Origin of the sequence: Plesiomonas sp. (genome assembly GCF_051650925.1) — a bacterium.
Classification (GTDB): domain Bacteria; phylum Pseudomonadota; class Gammaproteobacteria; order Enterobacterales; family CAMTGL01; genus Plesiomonas.
On sequence record NZ_JBOFRH010000456.1, the window covers coordinates 1 to 2,900 of the forward strand.

Sequence of the window (2,900 nt, forward strand, 5' to 3'; positions counted from 1 at the left end):
AGCGCTGGCACTGCGTGATGAGGTCACTGATCTGGAAACTGCCGGCATTGGGATTATCCAAATTGATGAACCGGCACTGCGTGAAGGTTTACCACTGCGTGAAGCTGAACATGCTGAGTACCTCGCGTGGGCGGTGCAAGCTTTTAAAATTTCAGCAGCAGGTTCGGCAAATGATACCCAAATTCACACCCACATGTGTTATTGCGAATTTAATGATGTGATTGACTCCATCGCCGCGCTTGATGCTGACGTTATCACTATTGAAACCTCACGTTCAGATATGGACTTGCTTGATGCATTTGAGCATTTTGATTACCCGAATGAGATAGGGCCAGGGGTATATGATATTCACTCACCGAACATTCCGAGTGTCGAGTGGATGGAAGCGCTGTTACGTAAAGCGGCGGAAAAAATTCCAGCAGAGCGCTTGTGGGTCAATCCAGATTGCGGTTTGAAAACGCGTGGTTGGGAAGAGACGCGTCTGGCACTGGTTAACATGGTAGATGCAGCAAAAAACTTACGAGCCGAGTATAAGCTGAATGCGAATATCACTGGTTAATGTGTGTTGGATTAAGCTATCTCGGGGAAGGCTCTAGGATTAAAAATGCTAGGATTGAGAAATCTATACTTAAGGGTTTTAGTATTAAAAGATCGAGGATGAGTCAGAACCGTTAAATCTACAGAGAAAACCAATAAAGCCATCAGGATCTTACCCTGATGGCTTTTGTTTTGGGAGCACCGTTAGCGCATTATGCTCGGTGTATTAATGACAACTCAGTGTTTCCACCACAGCGATCCGGCCAGTAAGATCACACAGACAATGGTTTCCATATTGCTGCCGGTACGAAAACGCAGTAGCGGCAGTCGAAAACGCTGTTTCACGGGCCAAAACAGTGGAATACCCGCCGGTGTCAGTGCATCACCCAGCAAGTGGCTCATATAGCCAATGACCAGTGCGTCAATCACTCCGGGAGGGATAGGGATTGAGGTTGGCCACTTGTGCAGTAAACACCACAAGCCAATGGCCACGGCCAACAAACTGTGGGTAAAACCACGATGACCAAAAATTTTTGATATTGGGATAGAGATCCATCTCAGTTTTTGCCCCAACACCGAACGGGGGTGATCAATATCTGGCAGCAGCGCAGTTGCCAGTGCTGCAGGCACAGCATGCCACCAATCGAGTTGGATCAATTCCGGAGTAAGCCCTGCTTTTTTAGCCAGTACGATGCAAGCAACAGAAAATAAGAGATGCCCTTGAGCAGTCATGGTTACGTCATAGAGTTATTAGTCATAATATTACTGTATATATTATCAGTAGAGCAGCAGATGTATAGAGGTGATGGGGTGATGAGGCAAAATAATGCCATTAACCTCGTGGTGCTGATGGTGAAATACTGAGGGGCTGTATAAAAAATAAACCCGCATGTTATGCGGGTTTAGGGAACGTTATTGTACGGTAACGGCTATTTGATATTTACGCTTTGTGGTTAACGTTTGAGTACGCTGACCATGTAACGCCCATCGGCATGCGGGTGACAGCCGTGAATATCGGTTTCAAAGCCCGGATAGTGACGCCCGATTTCAACCAGCATTTTCAAAAACTCCAGCACCGGTTTACTCTCTTCTGTCACCATTTCACCCGGCATAATCAGAGGAACACCCGGAGGGTACGGCAGGATCATGTTGGCGTTGATTTTGCCAACCATATCTTCTAGAGCAACTTCTTCGGTATTGCCTTGTAATACTTCTTGGAATGCCTGATAAGGCGGCACAATCATTTGTGGTAAGACTTCAAAGGCATGGAACATGATTTTCGGTAAATCATGTTTAATGGTCAGTTTATGAATGCCTTGAGCCAGCTCTTGAATCCGCATATCGTTGTAAAATTGCGGGTCAGCAGCATACAGCGAAGGCAACAGGTTTTTCACCTTTAAGTTCAGATCATAACCACGCTTGAAGTCAGTCAGCCCGCGCAGCAGTTGCATCGCTTTGGGTTTATCGATACCGATACTGAACAGGAAAAGCATATTATACGGGCCAGTTTTCTCGACAATAATACCTTGCTCATCAAGGAATTTAGAGACAAGAGCCGCCGGTATTCCGCTCTCTTCCAAATTGCCATCTTTATCCAGACCTGGGGTCAAAATAGTGACTTTAATCGGGTCGAGATACATATGATCGGCATCGATATCTTTAAACCCGTGCCATTTCTCATTCGGGCTGAGATTCCAGCACTCTGCATCTTGAATATCATCGGGTTGCCAGACATCAAAGAACCAGCTGTCTGACTCTGCCCGCAATTTTTTGATCTCTTTACGAAAACGTACGGCGCGCTGAACGGAAGAGTCAATCAGCAAGCGGCCGGTGTTGCCTTTCATCATTGCCGCTGCCGTTTCGGTTGATGCAACAATGGCATACAGTGGTGATGTTGATGTATGCATCATGTAGGCTTCACTGAAAATCTCTTTATCAATTTCACCTTTCACATGAATCATTGAGGCTTGTGAGAATGCGGCCAGCAGTTTGTGGGTTGATTGTGTTTCATAAATCACTTTACCGGTGACACCGCCACCACTCATACCGTATTTACCTTTGTAAATAGGGTGGAAGTTAGTGTAGGGCACCCATGCACTGTCAAAGTGAATGAATTTGGTATCAAGGGTATCTTTGATAAAACCGGTGTTGTACAGCAAACCATCATAGGTACTGTTGGTGACCACCGCGTAGATAGGCCAAGCGGCATTTGGCGTTGCTTTGACTTTAGCTTCAATCACATCACGTCTGAATTCACTCTGTGGAATGCCGCCTAAAATACCGTAGGCATTACGTGTCGGGCGAAAATAGAGTGGGGTGACATTGCTCATCATCATCAAATGGGTTAATGATTTATGGCAGTT

General features: G+C 45.9%; 2 protein-coding genes and 1 pseudogene. 1 reads left to right on the top strand and 2 read right to left on the bottom strand.

Going from position 1 to position 2,900, the window contains the following annotated elements:
* Positions 1-559: pseudogene (locus ACRC27_RS11055) on the top strand (5-methyltetrahydropteroyltriglutamate--homocysteine S-methyltransferase); the annotation flags it as partial.
* A 215-nt stretch (positions 560-774) separates the two neighbouring features.
* Here ACRC27_RS11055 and ACRC27_RS11060 read toward each other — a convergent pair.
* Together ACRC27_RS11060 and ACRC27_RS11065 are read right to left on the bottom strand one after the other, a co-directional pair.
* Positions 775-1,269 (bottom strand): metal-dependent hydrolase, encoded by a 495-nt coding sequence (locus tag ACRC27_RS11060; protein ID WP_438623399.1) that lies wholly within the window; start codon positions 1,267-1,269, stop codon positions 775-777.
* 221 nt (positions 1,270-1,490) lie between these two features.
* The coding region (locus tag ACRC27_RS11065; RefSeq protein ID WP_438639883.1) for a lysine decarboxylase LdcC at positions 1,491-2,900 on the bottom strand (1,410 nt) is incomplete at its 5' end.

Coding starts and splice junctions, on each gene's coding strand:
- ACRC27_RS11060 (WP_438623399.1), bottom strand. CDS start 1,269: ATGACTGCTCAAGGGCATCTCTTATTTTCTGTTGCTTGCATCGTACTG.